The sequence below is a fragment of the Rhodococcus sp. 05-2255-1e genome (genome assembly GCF_002259025.1).
Lineage (GTDB): Bacteria > Actinomycetota > Actinomycetes > Mycobacteriales > Mycobacteriaceae > Rhodococcoides > Rhodococcoides fascians.
In genome coordinates this window covers 1-16,872 of record NZ_NOZE01000030.1, presented here as the reverse complement: position 1 = coordinate 16,872, position 16,872 = coordinate 1, and the positions used below count along the sequence as shown (strand labels likewise).

Sequence of the window (16,872 nt, the reverse complement as noted above, 5' to 3'; positions counted from 1 at the left end):
GGCTCCACCCGCAGCCCCTCCCGCCCCGGTTCGCTCCGAGGCTCCGGAAGTCAGTCTCACCAAGTCCAAGCCCGTCAGTCTGTCCAAGGGCCAGAAGGTCACGCTGCGCAAGGACGGCGGCGTGGCACTGACGGTGATTCGCATGGGCCTCGGCTGGGACCCGGTGACGACCCCGAAGAAGGGTGGACTGTTCGGCGGCGGGGGCCGTGCGGCAAACATCGACTTGGACGCGTCGGCGATCATGCTGGCAGATCGCAACGTCAACGATGTCGTGTACTACGGCCAGCTCAACGCCAAGGACGGGTCGATCACCCATAAGGGAGACAACCTGACCGGTGAGGGCGAGGGCGACGACGAGGTCATCGTCGTCGATCTGACGCGAGTACCCCAGCACGTCACCGGCATCGTCTTCACGGTCACCTCGTACCGCGGCCAGACGTTCGAGCAGGTCGCCAATGCGTTCTGCCGGCTGGTCGACAACACCACCAACACCGAACTCGCCCGCTTCACCCTGCAGGGCGGCATGCCGTTCACCGGATTGGTGATGGCGAAGGTCTACCGCCAGGGCAGTGAATGGAAGCTACAGGCCATCGGCGACGGCATCCAGGCCAAGCACGCCGGTGAAGCCGTCAAGCAGCTCGGCCGCTATATGTGACCGCACGCCGACCGGTTCGATCTGCAGCGCTGTCGAGTACGCCACCGAGCGGGTCGACGGCGCTGCCGTTTCGAATGAGATCCTCAGACGGCCGGTAGATCTGCCGAACGATCAACGCGCACAAGCCGATCACTGCGATATCGCGCACGACCACGGTGGCGGTGAACCACTGTTCGGGCAGACCCTTGTTGTCCACGCCCAGGTAGTAGTACATCCGGGGGAACCAGACGAACGCGTCGATTGCCATCCACGCCAACAGGATTCGACGATGCGGTAGAGCCAGCACCGCGAGAGGGACCAGCCACAGCGAGTACTGGGGACTCCACACCTTGTTGGTCAGCAGGAACCCGGCCACCACCAGAAACACCAACTGGGCCAGCCTCGGCCGGGTCGGAGCCGTCGTACCGATGTAGGCGATCAGCGCACACACGACGGCGAAGAGCAGCAGCGTGACTGCGTTGAGAACCAGCGGCTTGTCCCCTGGATAGAGGGGGCCGTCGAAGCCCGTCCATCCGGTGAAGGAAGTGACGACGTTGTACAGCGAATCGGGGTCGGCTCCGCGCTCGGAGTTGAGCCGGAAGAACTCGTACCACCCCGTCGGATACAGCAGGGCCAGTGGAAGATTGACCGCAAGCCAGGCCCCGAGGGCAGCCGCTGCGGTCAGCCCCCACTCGCGCATGCGGCCGGCCCGCCAGCACAACACCAGCAGCGGTCCGAGGAACAGCAACGGGTAGAGCTTGGTGGCACCGCCGAGGCCGAGTAGTACACCGGCTAGTACGGGCCGCTTCTTGGCCCAGGCCAGCAGACCGGTGAGCGCGAATGCCGTTGCGAGAGCGTCGAAGTTGGTGAATCCATGCACGATCACCAGCGGTGAGGCAGCCACCAGGGCAGCGTCCCAGATGCGTCGCCCCGCCGAGATCGCCGTCGCCCACACGGTGACCAGCCACGCGACGGCCAATCCCAGAGCAACGACGTTGAAGTAGACGACCACAGGCAGGGCTTGCGGCAGGAAACTCAGTGAGTTCCATGCCTTTCCGACGACCATCGAGCCGTACTGGTACAGGCCGGCAATGACCGGGTACTCCATGTACCGGATCTGACTCGACCCGTCGGCCTTCGTTTCTTCCCAGGACTTCTTGTACGGAAACGCACCTTGGTCGAGCCGCTCGGCACCGTAGAGCGGCACGGTGTCCGAGTAGCACATAGCCACGTACTGGCGACTGCCGCTCCAGTCGAGACCGAGTTCACCGTTCGGACCCACCGGTGCCTGTTGAATGCACGCCGCCTTGGCAAACCAACCGAAGCAGAGAAAGACCACCGCGAGCAACAGGATGACCCGCAGCGCAGTGAACCACCGTTGCCGACCGACCAGAGCGTGCGCGCCCACCGGCCCGCCGATGACCGAGGACAGTTCCTCGGTCATCGGATCGGTACGGCTGGGTGCGTCACGGTCCGTTGCACTCGCCGTGTCCAGGCGACCAGGACTGGCAAGGGCTCTGCCCTTGCGCTCGGGTTCGGTCGTCACCGTTCGGTGCTACTGGCCGGGAGTCGCCGGTTCGGGGGCTGCCGGCTCGGGTGCTGCCGGTGGCTGTGCGGGCTGAGCCGGGGCCAGACCCGGCAGCGGAATGGTGACGCCCGGCAGAATCTCGACCTGACGCGGCGTGATGACCACCGGCGGCGAAATCTCCGTCGGGATCGGCAGAGTCACGGGCGGCGGCGCGGACGGAGCCACCGTCGTGACCGGGGCGGCCGGTGCCGAGTACTGCGGGACACCTGCCTGACCGGCGATGGCCTCGGGCGTCGGGAACGTCTCGTTCGAGGTGCCCTCGAGCGTGCCGTCCATCGTCGCCTTCCAGATGTCCGACGGTATGCCCGATCCGTAGATCGGACCGCCGTAACTGTTCTCGAGCGGCAAGCCCTGCTCGGTACCGACCCACACCGCTGTCGACAGTGACGGGGTGTAGCCGACCATCCAGGCGTCCTTGTTCTGTCCGGTATCACCGAGCTGCGCGGTACCGGTCTTCGCCGCCGATTGACGACCACCCGCGAGGTTGTGACCGTTGGAGTACCCGGCGATCGGACGCATCGCCGACGTCACGTTGTCGGCCACCGCCGCCGAGACGACCTGCTGACCGGCCTCGGGTGCACGATCGAGCAACACCGTGCCGTCGGCCGTGACGACCTTCTGCACGAAGTGCGGGGTGTGATAAACGCCGGAGGCTGCCAGTGTGGCGTAGGCCGAGGCCATGTCGATCACCCGCGACTGGTACTGGCCGAGCACGATTCCGTAGTTCGGGCCCGCGTTGTCGGGCTCGGTCAGCGTGGGGCCGACGCCCTCGATCTCCTGCGGGATACCGAGCTTGTGTGCCATGTCCGCGATCGCCTGCGGGCCGTTGTCCATGCCCAGCATCATGCGGTAGAAACTCGTGTTCAGCGACCGCTTGAGGGCCTCGGCGATGGTGCACGTGCCACAGGATTCGCCCTCGACGTTGCTGATCTGGATGCCGTTGACGTCGAGCGAGGAACTGTCGTACATCTTCGACAGCGGAATGCCCTGGTCCAAGGCAGCGGCGAGGCCGAACACCTTGAACGACGATCCGGTCTGCAACCCGGACTGCGCGAAGTCGAAACCGCGCCCGTCCGCGCCGCCGTAGTACGAGCGGACCGCGCCACTGCGCGGATCGATCGACACCGACGCCGTGCGCAGCTCCGACGGCTCACCCTGCAGGTTGTTGTCCACGGCCTCGACCGCGGCGGCCTGCGCCCTCGGGTCGATCGTCGTCGTGATCTGCAGACCCTCGGTGTTCAGATCCTGATCACTGACCCCGACAGCCGACAGTTCACGCAAAACCTGCGCCTTGATCAGACCGTTGGGACCTGCGTCGGCGGCATCGCCCGAATCGACCTGAGAAATGGGGACCCACTGCGGATACTGCATCGCCGCACGCTGAGTCGCATCGAGCTGGCCCTGCGAGACCATGCCGTCGAGCACGTAGTTCCACCGCGACTGGGCCCCGGTGGGGTTGACTTCCGGATCGAGTCCGGACGGCTGCTGGATGGTCGCAGCCAGTACTGCGCCTTCCTCGACCGAGAGCTGATCGACGGATTTGCCGAAGTACGCCGTCGACGCGGCAGCGATGCCATAAGCGCCACGACCGAAATAGATGGTGTTCAGATACGCCGCGAGAATGTCGTCCTTGGACCATTGGCGAGCCATCTTCGACGAGATGACCAGCTCCCGCATCTTGCGCGTCAACGTCCGCTCGGAGCCGACCACCGCATTCTTGACGTACTGCTGGGTGATCGTGGAACCGCCGCCCGCGCTGTCACGTCCGAGAACGTTGTCGCGCAGGGCACGGCCGAAGCCGGTCACCGAGAACCCGGGATTGGAATAGAAGTCGCGATCCTCCGCCGAGAGCACGGCGTTACGCACGTGCTCCGGAATCTGGTCGATCGTGACATCGGTTCGGTTGCCCTCGGGTGGCACCACCTTGCCGAGCACGCTCGACCCGTCGGAGGCGAAGATCGTCGCGACCTGATTGGTCCTGAGGTCACCGGGCCGCGGGACGTCCACCAGCGTGTACGCCACCATGAACAGCAGAATCGGCACTATCAGGCCCAAGGCGATCAACGCGTAAATGGTGCGTCGAACAACCCGCCACTTGGACTTGGTCGTTCCGCCAGCTCCACTCCGGGACTTCTTCTTCGTTTTCGCGGCGGAACCTCTTTCGGGGGGCTCGGGCGGTTCGTTGCCCGAGGAGCTAGCTGATGGATCGTTCGGTTCGTGTGGCGGCGGGACGGATCCCGATCGGGTGACACCTGCCGCGGCGTAGCGACCGTCACCGGACGGGCGACCCTGCGGTGGCATCGGACGCTGGCCCGGAGGCGGACCCGGGCGTTGGCCGGCGGGAGGCATCGGCGGTCGACCCTGCGGTGGCATCGGACGCTGCCCGGGAGGGGGCCCGGGGCGCTGACCCGGAGGCGGTACCGGACGCTGACCCGGAGGAGGCACCGGCGGTCGACCCTGCGGTGGCATCGGACGCTGCCCGGGAGGCGGTCCGGGGCGCTGACCCGGAGGCGGTAGCGGACGTTGGCCCGGAGGAGGCACCGGACGTTGGCCCGGTGGGGGTACCGGACGACGTCCGGGCGGATCGGAATGGCGGCTGCCGCGCGGTGGTCCGGGCACGTCGGGGCGCCGTCCGGAGTCGCTACGGCCAGGTTCGTTGTTACCCGGGTTGTTGTCGTAGGGGGAACTCACGTACGAATCTCCAGTAATCTCGGCGGCCGCGTCGAATTCTCGGTGGCTGGGTTCAGCGAAGCGATTGTGTCATTCACTCGCAGTTCGACGGTTCGGTTGACGGGATCCCGATCGTGGGCGACGGGGTTGCTTGGGTGCGGGCACGGCCCCGAGGACGTAGGACTGGACGAGGTGATTCCAGCTGCACGAGCGGCAGACCTCGACCACATGGACCGAAAATTCCTCTTGGGTGGCAGCCAGCCGGCCGAGTTCGTCGGCCGTTCTCGCCGAGCCGGACAGGGGGCCGAGCTTCTCGCCGAACACCCACGACACCAGCGTGAGCTGCTCCTTCCGGCAGATCGGGCACACTACGTCGCTGCCGCGGCCGTGGAACTTGGCGGCACGTAGAAGATAGGGATCTGCATCGCAGACCGCTGCCACGCCCGTCCTACCGGAGTAGACCTCGGCCAGCAGCGACCGACGCTGAAGGGCGTAGTCCACCACCTGTCGCTGAAGTCGCACGAGAACCAGAGTACGTGCGGCAGTGTCGATGGAGACCTGCGATCCCCGCCTGGACGACGATCGGCCCCCATTCCTGGGCCGAGAAACTATGCTCCACCTGTGCCGACGCGACTGTCACCCAGTACGCGAGCGCGTGATGTGGATCGCACCGATACTTGCGCCACGTTGGACGAAGCACTCGCCGATGGCCAGCTGTCCGATTTCGAGCACGCCGCAAGGATCGATCTGGCGAAGGAAGCCGACACGATCGCCGATCTGCACGCCCTCATCGAGGACCTTCAGAACGACACCGATCTGCCGCCGATGGCCGACCCGATCGAGTTCGCGCATCCGATCACGACGGCAAAGGGCTCACGCCTGGGCTTCATGGCCGTCGCGGTCCCTGCCGTTGCCGCACTCGTGGCGCTCACCTTCGGCATTCGCGCGTGCTCGAACACCGATGACCCCGAATCGGGTCTCGGGTCGGCCGGGTACAAGAATCCTGCAGTCGTCGTGGATATCGTCGATGCACTGCAACAGAAGATCGGCACGTCGGTGGTCGACAGACTCGGGCTGTACGAGGACTACGCCGTCATTTCGGCACCTGCACCCGGGGTGCCACAGAAGCAGGTCAGCTACACCTATCGCGACGGCGTGATCGACGACTACGACGACAACTTCTCGAGCACCCGCGACTTCGACGAACCTCAGATCGACCTGGCGACGGTCGATCTAACGAAGGCAGCGGGGATCGTCGCCGGTGCCCGCGAGAGCTTGAACATGAGTCGAATCGACAGCTACACCGTGAGCTTCCACGGCAGCGACAACGGCCCGCAAATATCCGTCTCCGCCGACAACACCGACCAGGAAAGCGGAACTCTCCTGTTCGATCCCGCAGGCAACTTCCTGCGTGTCACGCCGTTTTCGTTCGGCTGATCAGTCCGGAAAGGAAGCCCGCAGGTGGCACCACGACCCGATTTTCGCGCTCGCGACATAGACCGCGCGCTGACCGCCACCGTTCTGGATTCCGCATACGCCGACGGCCAGCTCACCTTCGACGAGCACCGCCTACGCAGCGAACGTGCCCGGGTGGCCATCACCCTGCGCGATCTGCGACGACTGGTCTCCGACCTACAAATCGACGTCGACCTTCCGGAACCACCGCCGCGAACATCCGAACCCAAGAACCGGCTGCTGCTGGCACTCGGCTCGGTCGCCATCGTGACTGTCGGGCTGGTGGTGTTTCTGTCGACCAGGACCGGCGAAGAACCGGTTTCGACTGCTGCCGTCGTCGCGTCCACGACGACGCGCAGCGTGACCCCCACCGCGCCGATGGACCTGCCGGTCGACGTCACCCCGATCATCGCCCGCCCCTTCGTTTTCGACACGGCAGCCGGACTCGACGATTTTCGAGAACGCTACGTGGAACGCTTCGGCAGTTCGCAGGTTCTCGAGGTGTTCGTCCAGATGGACGGCAACCGTGCCGATGTCTATCGCCCGACGGCAGAGGGCCGACGAGAGCGCGTGTTCGTCTCCGGGGGGTTCGAGGTGTATCACGAGACCGAGCCGCCCGAGGAACAAGAGGCGCTCTTCGACTGGGCCACAATCGATTCCGCGGTTCTGGCAGGCCTCGTGGCGGGAACGCCCGACGCCGTCGGGGTCCCGGGCGCCGCCGTCGAGTACGTCATGATCACCGATTCCCGCGGCGAGCAGCGCATCTCGATCACCGCAAAGAACGACGACGATCAGGGTGGCCGCGTCGAAGCGGACTTCGCGGGCAACATCGTCTCGGTAAGCCGATAGACGCCGCGAATCATGTTGCGTGTCGGCTACTTCGGGCTCTCGTGCGTGATGGCGCGGTAACCGGTTGCCCCTGCCCTGTCGACTGCGGCCTTGACGACGCCGAACACCGCACCGTGGACGGCTGCCGCGATCAGCACCTCTCGGACGGAGCGATTCAGATCCTTCGGGTCGGGGGCCGCCGCGTCGTCGTCGCCGACGTGCTTCCACACCTGCTTGAACACCGCGCCGGCCGCCAGCCCGCCGAGCACACTCGTCGCCAACGACATCGGTCTGTAGAACGCCTTCGATACTGCACTCATCGAAACACCTTTCTCGTACGTCGGCGACGAAGAAGAACCGTCACCAACACTGCGGTCACCACGAAGCCCACGGCCCCTGCGGCAGTGCCGGGCCTACTGCGCACCGCATCGGAGGCACGCGTCGCCTGTCGAGAGGCCTCGTTGCCCACTCGGGTGGGGATGTCGGCTTTGGCCGCGAGAGCGGCGACGGTGTCGGCCAGTTCGGAACGCTGTTCCTCGATGCTGGGCGGCTGATCGGAGTTGCCGGAAACACTGTGGGCCGGTGAGTCGGTCATCGGATGCCCTCCTTCACTGCGGTGATGTCGTCGCCGATACGTGCTGCGGTGTCTGCGGGAATCGGCGGCAAGGCCTTCTTTGCCCGTGACGCGCCGACTGCGGCCAGGATGCCCCCGATCGCCAGCACCACGATCGCGACGATCAGCGCTGCGAGCCATGCGGACAACACTGTTGCCAGTCCGAGCACTGCGGTAGCGATCAAGGTGGCGAGCCCGAGGAACAGCAGCAGCGCACCCGCGCCGGAGATTCCGACGCCCACCCCGAGGCGACTTCCCTTGCTCTTGACTTCGGCGAGTCCGGCGTCGATCTCGGTCCGGACGAGCGTCGAGACCTGAGTCGTCAGTCGCTCGATCAGCTGCACCGTCGACAGGTCCGCCACGTGGGAGCCCCGCTCGGACTCGGCGTTCGACAGTGGGGGCGGTTGATCGTATTCGTCGATGATGCGCTCCTTCGATGTAGTGCCGTCCTGTGTCGATACCCGCGAAGGACCCCGAAAAACACGTCCGCAAATGCCGGTTCGCGCGATGTAACCGGCCATTGGTTTGTCACTTCATGTATCGGCGCGATACATTCTCCGATAGTGTGGCTCATCGCATCGCCAGGATGTGATCGTTGGATTCGAGAAGGGGGAGTTGCATGCTCGAACTCGCAATTCTCGGACTGCTTCTCGAATCACCCATGCACGGTTACGAGCTTCGCAAGCGGCTGACCGGCCTGCTCGGAGCATTTCGTGCGTTTTCGTACGGATCGCTGTACCCGGCGCTCCGTCGACTACAAACCGACGGGCTCATCGCCGAGGACGCCGGTCCCGAACTGCTCGTGAAAAGACGAGCAAAACGGGTGTACGTGCTCACCCCCCTCGGCAGGGAACGATTTGCCGAACTGGTGGCCGACACCGGACCGCAGAACTACACCGACGACGGATTCGGCGTACATCTGGCCTTCTTCAGTCGAACCCCGGCAGAAGCTCGGGTCCGCATTCTCGAAGGCAGACGACGCCAGGTCGAGGAGCGCCGAGAAGGCCTCCGCGACGCTGTGGCCAAGGCGAACGGAACACTCGACCGCTACACCCGGCAACTCCACCAGCTCGGTCTCGAATCGAGCGAACGCGAGGTGCGCTGGCTCAACGAAGTCATCGCAGCCGAGCAAGCCGCCCCCAACCCAGCACCGTCCCACACAGCACCAAACAGGACAGTCAAGACAGAAGGAGAACCCGACCATGGGTGAGAACAACAACGCAATCCGCGTGGCCATTGTGGGTGTGGGCAACTGCGCCTCATCCCTGGTCCAGGGTGTCGAGTACTACAAGGACGCAGACGAGAACGCCACCGTTCCCGGCCTGATGCACGTCATGTTCGGCAAGTACCACGTCCGCGACGTCGAGTTCGTCGCCGCGTTCGACGTCGACGCCAAGAAGGTCGGCTTCGACCTCTCCGAGGCCATCTTCTCCAGCGAGAACAACACCATCAAGATCGCCGACGTGCCCCCGAAGGACGTCCACGTCCTGCGCGGACCGACCCTCGACGGCCTCGGAAAGTACTACCGCGAGACCATCACCGAGGCCGACGGCGAAGCAGTCGACGTCGCACAGGCACTGCGTGACGCCAAGGTCGACGTCCTCGTGTCCTACCTCCCCGTCGGATCCGAAGAAGCCGACAAGTTCTACGCACAGGCCGCCATCGACGCAGGCGTCGCCTTCGTCAACGCCCTCCCCGTCTTCATCGCCTCCGACCCCGTCTGGGCCAAGAAGTTCGAGGACGCTGGCGTCCCCATCGTCGGCGACGACATCAAGAGCCAGGTCGGTGCCACCATCACCCACCGCGTCATGGCGAAGCTGTTCGAAGACCGCGGCGTGCAGCTCGACCGCACCATGCAGCTCAACGTCGGCGGCAACATGGACTTCCTCAACATGCTCGAGCGCACCCGCCTCGAGTCGAAGAAGATCTCCAAGACCCAGGCCGTCACGTCGAACCTGCAGAAGGAATTCAACGCCAAGGACGTCCACATCGGACCGTCCGACCACGTCGGCTGGCTCGACGACCGCAAGTGGGCCTACGTCCGCCTCGAAGGCCGCGCCTTCGGTGACGTTCCCCTGAGCCTCGAATACAAGCTCGAGGTCTGGGACTCGCCCAACTCCGCCGGCGTCATCATCGACGCAGTCCGCGCCGCGAAAATCGCCAAGGACCGCGGCATCGGTGGACCGGTCATCCCGGCTTCCGCTTACCTGATGAAAAGCCCGCCGAAGCAGCTGGCCGACGACGTCGCTCGCGAACAACTCGAAGCCTTCATCATCGACGCGTAATTCTCCGCGGCACCGACGCCCGCCGGTCCACTCAACGTGACATTGACCCCCAAAAAGGCCACCAAATGTCACATTGAGTACCGGCGGGCGTTCGGTTATCCCGCCTCGACGATGGCGCGCGGGTCGAATGTCACCCTGATTTCGGTGATTTTGCCGTTCTCGATTCGTTGCCAGTTCGCGGTGGGGGCCGGGGGTGCGATGGACGTATGCAGCTCGAACCACGTCAGCACGTTCGGGCCATCGACGAAGACGTGCGCGATGTCGATGTCGGTGACGATCTGCGACATTCCCTTCAACCCGGCGACGCATTCTTCGCCGCTGTCGGCGGTGCCCAGTGGCCCCCGAAACGTGGCGTCTTCGTGCAGGATCGAAGCGAGAGTGTCGAAGTCCTTCGCCTTCCAGGCCTCGAAGTAGGTTGCTGCAATTTGTGCGGGTGTCTGTGTCATGGATTCGAGTCTCGAACCGGCGCAGTCAGAAGTCCAACAGTTGGTTCCGATCATCACCAGAACTTTTACTCATAGCCGCAGCTAGACGCTACGCGCTATGGTTCTCGCGTGGCCATCGATCCCACCTCGAAGCATCCGATTCTCGAACGCGTTCGCGCTCTGGCGTTCGCGTACCCCGACGTGACCGAGAAGGTTTCGCACGGCAGGCCGACCTTCCGCACGACCTCGGTGTTCGTCTACTTCGGCGGTGGCGTCAAAGGCGGCGATCAATTCGATCTGTCGATCATCGTCAAATGCGAGAGCGCCGAGGAGCAGCGAGCCTGCGAACTCGAGCCGCGCTACTTTCATCCCGCCTACCTCGGACCCGCAGGCTGGGTGGGGTTCGACCTGAGCAGTGACCGCAAAGACAAGGCCGACAGCGATGTCTGGGCCGAAGCCGCCGAACTGATCGACTGCAGCTACCGCGTCACCGCGCCGAAGCGCGCGATAGCACGCCTCGATGCCGGCGAAGGTCCCGATCTGGGAGTACAGCAATGGAACTGAGGCAGCTCGAGTATTTCGTCGCGGTGGCCGAGGAAGCGAACTTCACCCGCGCTGCCGCCCGCGTTCACATCAGTCAATCGGGGGTCAGCGCGCAGATCAGGGCGCTCGAGCGCGAACTCGGGGCCGAGCTGATCGACAGATCCGGTGGCACAGCCACTTTGACCACAGCCGGCCAGGCGGCGTTGCCGCAGGCCCGCGCGACACTCGCCGCGGCAGGATCCGTCAAACAATCCGTCGACGATGTGACGGGCCTACTGCGCGGCAGACTGAGCGTCGGTATGGTCACCGCCTGCACCGTTCCCCCACTGTTCGACGCGTTGGCGGGCTTCCACGCGGCACATCCCGGCGTCGACATTGCTTTGCGCGAGGGTAATTCGGACGATCTCGTCGCGGATGTTCGATCCGGCGAGCTGGATCTTGCGTTGGTCGGTCTCGCTTCTCGGACCCCCGCCGGACTCGAATCGATGGTGGTGATCGACGAGCGGATCGTTGCCGCCGTGCCGGCGGAGCATCCACTGGCGGCGCAGAAGGACGCGACACTCGCCGAGGTGTGCGAATATCCGATCGTTGCCCTTCCGCCGGGCACCGGAATTCGTGCGGTGTTCGACAGGGACTGCGCCGGGGGAGGTCTGTCACCGTCGATCACGTTGCAGGCCAGCGCACCTGACGCGGTAGCCGACCTCGCCACCCGCGGTTTGGGGGTCGGGATTCTCAGCCGGTCGATGGCCGAATTCTACGGCGACCGGCTCGTCGCGATCGAGCTGACCGACTCGCACACCGCCGCCCTGCTGGCCCTGGTGTGGCGCAGCGCGATGAGTCCGGCACTGGCCGAACTGGTGGGCATCGCGACGACGAGTTTCAGCGAATCTTCTTGACGGTGAACCACAGTGCGACCAGCAAGCCGAGCAGCGCTACGGACGGCAGCACGCCGGGATCACCTCCGATGATCCCGGCTACGGCGAAACCGAGAGCTACCAGCGCAAAGAACCCGAGAATGCCTGCCAACAACTGCAGGTGGTCCTGCGCCGTCACGACTTGACGCCGCCCGCCGTCAGTCCGGAGATGATGCGGCGCTGGAACAGCAGCACCATGATCACCAGTGGAATCGCAACGATGGTGCCCGCGGCCATGATCGCGGCATACGGCACCACGAGCGGATCGTTGCCGGTGAACCGCGCGATGGCGACGGTCACCGGTTCGGTCTTGTCACTCGAGAGCTGACTGGCCAGCAGGTACTCGTTCACTGCGGCGATGAACGCGAGAATCGCGGTGGTGAACAAGGCAGGCGCGGCGAGCGGGAGCATCACCAGGCGGAATGCCTGGAATCGTCCGGCACCGTCGATCCGCGCGGCTTCTTCGAGCTCCCAGGGCAATTCGGCGAAGAACGCCGCCAGCGTATAGATCGTCAGCGGTAGAACGAACGAGATGTTCGGGATGACCATTGCCTGGTAGCTGCCGATCCACCCGATGTTGGTGAAGAACTGGAACAGCGGGGTCACCAATGCGACGACGGGAAACATCGACGCACCCAGGATGATGCCCGTCACCACGTACTTGAAGCGAAAGTCGATGCGCGAGAGTGCGTACGCGGTGAAGATGCCGATGACCAACGCGATCAGAGTGGTCGCGCCGCCCACGATCAGACTGTTGCCCACCGCACGCAGGAAGTTGTTGCCGTTTGCCGTCGACAACGCGTTCTCGAAGTTCTCCCACGTGACGTGCGTCGGCCACGGCGTCGTGTCGAAGGTGTAGCGCGGGTCGCGGAATGCGGTGACGACCATCCAATAAAACGGTGCCAGTCCCCAGACGAGAATGACGACGACGCCGAGATAGATGCGAGCTTGCTTCATCGGCCGGGCCCCTTGCGCTGATTGTCCTGAGTGGCAACGGCATTGGCACCGAGAAACTTCACCAGGATGAACGCCACGACGAAGATCATGATGAACGAGATCGTCGACAACGAGGCAGCGCTGTTGAATCCCTGACGAATCTGATCCACCACCAGGATCGAGATGGTCCGGGTGGCGGGATTGCCCTCGGTGAGGATCGCCGGCAAGTCGTACATACGCAGCGCGTCCATGGTGCGGAACAGAATTGCCACCATCAACGCGGGCTTGACCAACGGCAGTGTGATCCTGGTGAACCGCTGCCACGCCGACGCCCCGTCGACGCGGGCCGCCTCGTAGACGTCGGCTGGAATCATCTGCAACCCGGCCAGGATCAGCAACGCCATGAACGGCGTCGTCTTCCACACGTCGGCGATGATGACGGCGAAACGAGCGGGCCACGCGTCGCCGGTCCACAGAATGTTGGTTCCCAGAATGCGATTGGCGACACCGTCGTACGCGAAGATGAAGTACCAGAGCTTGGCCGTGACCGCCGTCGGGATCGCCCAGGGGATCAGGATTGCCGCGCGCAACAGGGCGCGTCCGGCGAAGGTCTTACCCATGATGACGGCCATTCCGAAGCCGATGACCACCTCGATGGACACCGTGACGACCGTGAAGAACGCGGTGTTTCCGACGGCGCCCCAGAACTGCGACCCCAGCGTTCCCGGCGGGCAGGGCACCAATGTGCCCGACGCCGAGGTGCATTGCTGCAGGATCCAGTGCGTGTAGTTGTCGAAGCCGGCAGATCCACCGGTGACGAACATGCCGGTGGCGGGATCGAGACCGGGATCCTTGGAGAAGGACATCACCAGGGCTCGGATCACCGGGTAGACGATGACGATCGCGAGGATCACCATCGTCGGTGCGATCAACAGCCAGGCCCGACCCTGCGTCAGGCCGAACCGCTTGTTCTTGGACCGCACATGCCGACCGCGGCCGGGGGACGAGCCCCCGGCCGCGGTGGTTGCGGCGGCCCCACTGGTCACACCAGCAGGTACAGCCATTGGTTCTCCCGAAATCAGTTGGCGCCGGCGGTTTCGATACCGGCCTGCATGTCCGTGATCGCCTGGTCGACGCTCTTCTCACCCTTGATGGCGGCAGAGACGTTGTCCTGCACAGCCTTCGAGACGGCCGGGTAGAACGGGGTGACGGGACGCGGAACGGCATTCTCGATGGATGCCTTCAATGCGGGAAGGTACGGCATCGCGGCGATCAGTGCGGGATCGTCGTACAGCGAGGAGAGCACGGGCGGCAAAGCACCCTCGGCGATGATGCGCTGCGCCTTCTCGCCCTGCATGAAGCGCAGGAAGTCGGCAGCAGTTGCCTTGTTCTCGGAGTACGCGCTGATCGCGGCGTTGTATCCGCCGAGCGTCGAGGTGCCCACTCCGGTGACGCCGGGAAGCGGTGCGACCGCATACTTTCCGACCACAGCCGAACCTTCTTCTGCGGCGGTGCCGTAGACGTACGGCCAGTTGCGCAGGAACAGCGTCTTTCCGTCCTGGAACGCCTGCTGGCTGTCGGACTCCTTGAACGTGGTGTCCTGGGCCGGGATGACGCCGGTCTCGAACGCGGTGACCAGAGTCTGCAGTCCGGCCTTGGCTTCCGGGCTGTTGACGGTGGGGGTCTTGCCGTCTTCGCCGACGATCGATCCGCCGTGCGCGTTGATGATCTCCGACGCGTTGGCCGTCAGACCCTCGTAGGGGGCGAATTGCCCTGCATAGCAGTCGATGTTGTTGTCGCGAGCGACCTGGCAGTCCTCGGTGAGCTCGGCCCAGGTGGTGGGTGCCTCGGGGAGCAGATCACTGCGGTAGTAGAGCAGTCCACCGTTGGTGTTCTTCGGCGCGGCGTACTGCTTGCCGTTGTAGGTCGCACTCGCGACGGTCGCGGGCAGAACGCCTGCGTTGTCGAGTGCGAATTCGCCCTCGAGCGGCACGAGCCAGCCCTTGGCCGCGAACTCGGCGGTCCAGACGACGTCGAGTGCCATGACGTCGTAGTCGCTCTGCTGCGCCTGGAGCTGCTGAACGAAGTCGTCGTGGGCCTGATCGGCGTCGGCGGACTGCTCCTTGAAGGTGACCTGCTGATCAGGGTTGGCGGCGTTCCACTCCGAGATGATCTGCTGGACGACACCGGTCTCGGTGGTGTCCTGGCCCTCTACATACGTGATAGGTCCACGGCCGTCGGCATTTTCGGATGCAGCACCCGAATCGCCGCTCGAACCGCTGTCGCTCGAACATCCGGTGAGCGTCAGCAGCGTGGCTGCTGTCGCAACCACTGCCACCTTCGTGATCAAAGACGCCATTGTTTTCTCCACTTACTTCTACGCGGTGGTATGCGCCCGGAGATGGGCACGCAGAATCGTGCTGTGATGCTCCCCCGACACATATGTCGATGGGTACTGTGGCACACAACTCACCGCGCAGGGGTCATTATCGAGTTCCTGAATCGGTCAACCCGGACGTGTCGGAGGTGCCCGGTACCCTTTCGCTCATGAGTTCGGACAAGATGCTGACGCGAATCGGCGGATTGCTGCGTCAGGCGGAGTCCACCGACAACCCCCACGAGGCCGAGGCCTTCATGGAGGCCGCGCAGCGTTTGGCCACGTCGGCGTCGGTGGATCTGGCGGTGGCGCGTTCGCACAGCGCATCCCGCGAACGGCAGGCGACGCCGACTCAGAAGGTCATCCCCATCGGTGAACCGGGCAAGCGTGGACTCAAGACCTACGTTCAACTGTTCGTCGCCATCGCCCACGCAAACGATGTGCAGTGCGACGTCGCCAGATCGTCGACGCAGGTGTTCGCCTACGGTTTCGACTCGGACATCGAGACCACCGAGGCCCTGTACTCCTCTTTGCTGATTCAGATGGTCCGAGCGTCCGACGGGTACATCAAGTCCGGTGCCTACAAATCCGAGACGGCCATCCGCACCGTCACCGAGGTCAAGAATCGTCGCCGCTACACCCGACGCGAGGAAGTGCCCGTCGCCGCCGTGACGGCACGTCTGAACTTCCAGACGGCATTCGCGTCGCGCATCGGTCAACGGCTCGCGGAGGTCAAGAAGGACACCGAGGCCAAGGCCATCGCGCAGGAGACCTCCGGTGCCGGAACCGCTCTGGTGTTGCGAGACAAGGAGATCGAGCTACGCGACTACTACCGCCAGACGTCCACTGCACGCGGGCACTGGCGAGGCCAGAGCGCGAACGCCGGGTACTCGGAGGGCGCACGCAAGGCCGGAGATCGAGCGGGACGAAACGCGAAGATCGGTGCCCACGCAGAAATCGGTGGAGCAAGTCGGCAACTGGGCCGCTGACTGCTACGTGGCCGGTGATGCCGTGAACACCGGCCATCCGATGTCGGTACGCCACAGCGTCGAATTCTCGGTATCCCGCGGCCCGACGACATAGACCTCGCGAACCGGCCCCGCAATGGCGAGGCCGTTGGTCTCCACGTGCACCCCGAGCGCACCGTACGTGACGTCGATGTCGTCGTGGGGTCCGTGATGAACCGTCACCGCGAGTTCGACGGGAGGCAGCGTCATCGGCCGAACTCTGCCGACGGACGGCGCGTCGATGGTGGGAACGAAGACGGTCAGCTCACCCCGCCCGTCGGTGAAGAGTTCGTTGTCGTACAGCCCGCCCGGCGGCCCGGTGGTGTCCGATACGACCGCGTCGATCTCGGCCATCGCGTCCGAGTACCAGCCCAGCACGTCGGACGCGTCGACCACCTCGGAAATGGCTGCGACAGAGGATTGTTCGGTGAGAATGCGTCGGACATCGATCGCGGGCGGAGTGGGATCGAGCAACCGGCGCAGCGCCGTCACGGCTGATCTGGTGTCGTCCAACTGACGCTCGAGTCGAGTGAGATGTTCGGTGATCAGTCGAGCGCGGGCATCGGGATCGGGTGTCTGCACGATTGCCCGCACCTC

General features: G+C 64.6%; 20 protein-coding genes. 8 read left to right on the top strand and 12 right to left on the bottom strand.

From position 1 onward, the window contains the following. Positions 1-655, top strand: a 655-nt coding sequence (locus CH262_RS18485) for a TerD family protein (protein WP_143544877.1), incomplete at its 5' end; no start/stop codon positions are given. On the opposite strand, the gene CH262_RS18480 is transcribed toward CH262_RS18485, so the two are convergent. The 3 genes from CH262_RS18480 to CH262_RS18470 all read right to left on the bottom strand — a co-directional run bounded on the left by CH262_RS18480 (position 630) and on the right by CH262_RS18470 (position 5,414). Next, positions 630-2,078, bottom strand: a complete 1,449-nt coding sequence (locus tag CH262_RS18480) for a glycosyltransferase family 87 protein (protein WP_052056669.1) — start codon at positions 2,076-2,078, stop codon at positions 630-632. The two genes, CH262_RS18485 and CH262_RS18480, sit on opposite strands and share 26 nt — an antisense overlap. Positions 2,079-2,189: 111 nt before the next feature. Beyond that, complete coding sequence (locus CH262_RS18475; RefSeq protein WP_371828180.1) at positions 2,190-4,691, bottom strand: transglycosylase domain-containing protein; 2,502 nt, start codon at positions 4,689-4,691, stop codon at positions 2,190-2,192. A gap of 291 nt (positions 4,692-4,982) precedes the next feature. Further along, a complete protein-coding gene (locus CH262_RS18470; protein WP_027495064.1) occupies positions 4,983-5,414 on the bottom strand; it encodes a DUF5318 domain-containing protein in 432 nt (143 codons plus the stop codon). A gap of 99 nt (positions 5,415-5,513) precedes the next feature. Here CH262_RS18470 and CH262_RS18465 point away from each other — a divergent pair, with 99 nt between their 5' ends. Both CH262_RS18465 and CH262_RS18460 read left to right on the top strand, forming a co-directional pair. Beyond that, complete coding sequence (locus CH262_RS18465) at positions 5,514-6,329, top strand: DUF1707 domain-containing protein (protein ID WP_230591042.1); 816 nt, start codon at positions 5,514-5,516, stop codon at positions 6,327-6,329. Between the two features lie 24 nt (positions 6,330-6,353). Then, on the top strand, positions 6,354-7,196 hold the full coding sequence (locus CH262_RS18460) for a DUF1707 domain-containing protein (RefSeq protein ID WP_032385217.1): 843 nt from the start codon (positions 6,354-6,356) through the stop codon (positions 7,194-7,196). Positions 7,197-7,222: 26 nt separating this feature from the next. On the opposite strand, the gene CH262_RS18455 is transcribed toward CH262_RS18460, so the two are convergent. The 3 genes from CH262_RS18455 to CH262_RS18445 are packed head-to-tail and all read right to left on the bottom strand — an operon-like array spanning position 7,223 to position 8,183. Then, on the bottom strand, positions 7,223-7,495 hold the full coding sequence (locus tag CH262_RS18455) for a DUF4235 domain-containing protein (RefSeq protein ID WP_032370038.1): 273 nt from the start codon (positions 7,493-7,495) through the stop codon (positions 7,223-7,225). Next, the gene (locus CH262_RS18450; RefSeq protein WP_032370039.1) at positions 7,492-7,770 is read right to left on the bottom strand and encodes a DUF3618 domain-containing protein; all 279 of its coding nucleotides are present in this window, start codon (positions 7,768-7,770) and stop codon (positions 7,492-7,494) included. The genes CH262_RS18455 and CH262_RS18450 overlap by 4 nt, the downstream gene beginning before the upstream one ends. Next, positions 7,767-8,183 (bottom strand): phage holin family protein, encoded by a 417-nt coding sequence (locus CH262_RS18445; protein ID WP_032385406.1) that lies wholly within the window; start codon positions 8,181-8,183, stop codon positions 7,767-7,769. The genes CH262_RS18450 and CH262_RS18445 overlap by 4 nt, the downstream gene beginning before the upstream one ends. 224 nt (positions 8,184-8,407) lie before the next feature. Here CH262_RS18445 and CH262_RS18440 point away from each other — a divergent pair, with 224 nt between their 5' ends. Both CH262_RS18440 and CH262_RS18435 read left to right on the top strand, forming a co-directional pair. Next, on the top strand, positions 8,408-8,998 hold the full coding sequence (locus CH262_RS18440; protein ID WP_027495058.1) for a PadR family transcriptional regulator: 591 nt from the start codon (positions 8,408-8,410) through the stop codon (positions 8,996-8,998). Further along, positions 8,991-10,073 carry an inositol-3-phosphate synthase gene (locus tag CH262_RS18435; RefSeq protein WP_027495057.1) on the top strand — a complete coding sequence of 361 codons (1,083 nt, stop codon included), beginning with the start codon at positions 8,991-8,993 and terminating at the stop codon, positions 10,071-10,073. The genes CH262_RS18440 and CH262_RS18435 overlap by 8 nt, the downstream gene beginning before the upstream one ends. A 95-nt stretch (positions 10,074-10,168) precedes the next feature. Here the strand turns inward: CH262_RS18435 and CH262_RS18430 are convergent, their stop codons facing one another. Continuing rightward, complete coding sequence (locus tag CH262_RS18430; RefSeq protein ID WP_032385218.1) at positions 10,169-10,519, bottom strand: nuclear transport factor 2 family protein; 351 nt, start codon at positions 10,517-10,519, stop codon at positions 10,169-10,171. A gap of 108 nt (positions 10,520-10,627) precedes the next feature. On the opposite strand from CH262_RS18430, the gene CH262_RS18425 reads away from it, so the two are divergent. Then, positions 10,628-11,062 (top strand): MmcQ/YjbR family DNA-binding protein, encoded by a 435-nt coding sequence (locus CH262_RS18425; RefSeq protein ID WP_032385219.1) that lies wholly within the window; start codon positions 10,628-10,630, stop codon positions 11,060-11,062. Then, positions 11,053-11,937, top strand: a complete 885-nt coding sequence (locus CH262_RS18420) for a LysR family transcriptional regulator (RefSeq protein WP_032385220.1) — start codon at positions 11,053-11,055, stop codon at positions 11,935-11,937. The genes CH262_RS18425 and CH262_RS18420 overlap by 10 nt, the downstream gene beginning before the upstream one ends. Here CH262_RS18420 and CH262_RS27700 read toward each other — a convergent pair. The 4 genes from CH262_RS27700 to CH262_RS18405 are packed head-to-tail and all read right to left on the bottom strand — an operon-like array spanning position 11,921 to position 15,250. Further along, the gene (locus CH262_RS27700; RefSeq protein WP_167327633.1) at positions 11,921-12,094 is read right to left on the bottom strand and encodes a hypothetical protein; all 174 of its coding nucleotides are present in this window, start codon (positions 12,092-12,094) and stop codon (positions 11,921-11,923) included. The two genes, CH262_RS18420 and CH262_RS27700, sit on opposite strands and share 17 nt — an antisense overlap. After that, complete coding sequence (locus tag CH262_RS18415; protein WP_032367661.1) at positions 12,091-12,912, bottom strand: carbohydrate ABC transporter permease; 822 nt, start codon at positions 12,910-12,912, stop codon at positions 12,091-12,093. Before CH262_RS18415 ends, CH262_RS27700 begins: the two co-directional genes overlap by 4 nt. Beyond that, positions 12,909-13,955 (bottom strand): carbohydrate ABC transporter permease, encoded by a 1,047-nt coding sequence (locus tag CH262_RS18410; RefSeq protein ID WP_179275042.1) that lies wholly within the window; start codon positions 13,953-13,955, stop codon positions 12,909-12,911. Before CH262_RS18410 ends, CH262_RS18415 begins: the two co-directional genes overlap by 4 nt. 14 nt (positions 13,956-13,969) lie before the next feature. Next, positions 13,970-15,250 carry an ABC transporter substrate-binding protein gene (locus CH262_RS18405; RefSeq protein ID WP_032370043.1) on the bottom strand — a complete coding sequence of 427 codons (1,281 nt, stop codon included), beginning with the start codon at positions 15,248-15,250 and terminating at the stop codon, positions 13,970-13,972. Between the two features lie 188 nt (positions 15,251-15,438). Between CH262_RS18405 and CH262_RS18400 the strand changes: the two genes are divergently transcribed. Beyond that, complete coding sequence (locus CH262_RS18400) at positions 15,439-16,257, top strand: DUF2786 domain-containing protein (protein WP_032385407.1); 819 nt, start codon at positions 15,439-15,441, stop codon at positions 16,255-16,257. Between the two features lie 3 nt (positions 16,258-16,260). Here CH262_RS18400 and CH262_RS18395 read toward each other — a convergent pair. Then, the coding region (locus CH262_RS18395; protein WP_094718130.1) for a GyrI-like domain-containing protein at positions 16,261-16,872 on the bottom strand (612 nt) is incomplete at its 5' end.

Bases quoted from the DNA above. Each gene is read 5' to 3' on its own strand.
- CH262_RS18450 (WP_032370039.1), bottom strand. From the start codon at position 7,770: ATGACCGACTCACCGGCCCACAGTGTTTCCGGCAACTCCGATCAGCCG.
- CH262_RS18455 (WP_032370038.1), bottom strand. From the start codon at position 7,495: ATGAGTGCAGTATCGAAGGCGTTCTACAGACCGATGTCGTTGGCGACG.
- CH262_RS18400 (WP_032385407.1), top strand. From the start codon at position 15,439: ATGAGTTCGGACAAGATGCTGACGCGAATCGGCGGATTGCTGCGTCAG.
- CH262_RS18405 (WP_032370043.1), bottom strand. From the start codon at position 15,250: ATGGCGTCTTTGATCACGAAGGTGGCAGTGGTTGCGACAGCAGCCACG.
- CH262_RS18475 (WP_371828180.1), bottom strand. From the start codon at position 4,691: ATGCCACCGCAGGGTCGACCGCCGGTGCCTCCTCCGGGTCAGCGTCCG.
- CH262_RS18480 (WP_052056669.1), bottom strand. From the start codon at position 2,078: ATGACCGAGGAACTGTCCTCGGTCATCGGCGGGCCGGTGGGCGCGCAC.
- CH262_RS18420 (WP_032385220.1), top strand. From the start codon at position 11,053: ATGGAACTGAGGCAGCTCGAGTATTTCGTCGCGGTGGCCGAGGAAGCG.
- CH262_RS18440 (WP_027495058.1), top strand. From the start codon at position 8,408: ATGCTCGAACTCGCAATTCTCGGACTGCTTCTCGAATCACCCATGCAC.
- CH262_RS18430 (WP_032385218.1), bottom strand. From the start codon at position 10,519: ATGACACAGACACCCGCACAAATTGCAGCAACCTACTTCGAGGCCTGG.
- CH262_RS18415 (WP_032367661.1), bottom strand. From the start codon at position 12,912: ATGAAGCAAGCTCGCATCTATCTCGGCGTCGTCGTCATTCTCGTCTGG.
- CH262_RS18435 (WP_027495057.1), top strand. From the start codon at position 8,991: ATGGGTGAGAACAACAACGCAATCCGCGTGGCCATTGTGGGTGTGGGC.
- CH262_RS18410 (WP_179275042.1), bottom strand. From the start codon at position 13,955: ATGGCTGTACCTGCTGGTGTGACCAGTGGGGCCGCCGCAACCACCGCG.